Genomic DNA, 881 nt, shown 5'->3' on the forward strand with positions numbered 1-881 from the left:
CTCGTCGCTTATATCGTGCCGGTGAATGCCTTCATTTCTTTTCATACCTCTATTTTACCTCTTTTCCCTTATCCAGTCCACACTGCCTAGCCTAACGAGAGGCTCTCGTGTGGGCGGACGAGAGGCTCTGTTTTGGACAGCAAGGTATCGGCTTACCGCCCTGTAAGGTGTCAGCTTACTGCCCTATAAGCTGCCGGCTTACTGGACTGTAAGGTGTCAGCTTACAGTCCAGCACAGTGTCAGCGAATAGAACAGCACAGAGACAGCGAACTGCCCTGTAGGTTTGCCGGACGCATATAGGGATTGCGCGGAAAGGGCGGGAACACTAGAATGACGCCGCGCCAAAAGGCGCGGCATACTAATGCAAAACGTGCGCACAGCGCTTTATGGAGGCTATGATATGAAAGCAGCACAGAGAATCATCGCGGCGGCGCTGGCATTCGCCGCGGCACTGTCGGCACACGCGGCGGGAAACGCCAAGAACAGCGGCGCAAAGCCGCGGGAAATCATCGTCGGGGCGGTGAACGCATGGAAGCCATATTGGTATCTCGACGGGAACAACAAGCTGACCGGCTTTGAAAAGGCGGTGCTGGATGAAATCGACGCGCGGCACCCGGAGTTCACACTCAGGTATCAGGTGCTGGATTTTCCCAATATCCTCCTGTCGGCTACACCACGACTCCTCTGTATTTGGGCGTGCGCGAGGACGACTTCAGCATACGCTCGTTTGACGACCTGAAGGGCAAGACGGCGGTGTTTACCACCACGGCGAACAATGAGTATTACATAACGAACAAGTGGAACGAGGAGCATGGGCGTCTATTCAAAATCATCTTCGAGTCGACCTTTGCCCTTATGTTCGAAGATATCGCGTCGGGCAG

Annotated in this window: 2 protein-coding genes; both read left to right on the forward strand. The window is 54.6% G+C overall.

Features of this window, described 5'->3' with window-relative positions:
- Positions 1-400: 400 nt before the first annotated feature.
- Complete coding sequence (locus AWU74_RS06335) at positions 401-739, forward strand: type 2 periplasmic-binding domain-containing protein (RefSeq protein WP_162504943.1); 339 nt, start codon at positions 401-403, stop codon at positions 737-739.
- Positions 697-881, forward strand: a 185-nt coding sequence (locus AWU74_RS10635; RefSeq protein ID WP_202966416.1) for a type 2 periplasmic-binding domain-containing protein, incomplete at its 3' end; no start/stop codon positions are given. The genes AWU74_RS06335 and AWU74_RS10635, both read left to right, overlap by 43 nt.

It is taken from the genome of Treponema endosymbiont of Eucomonympha sp. (assembly GCF_001028545.1).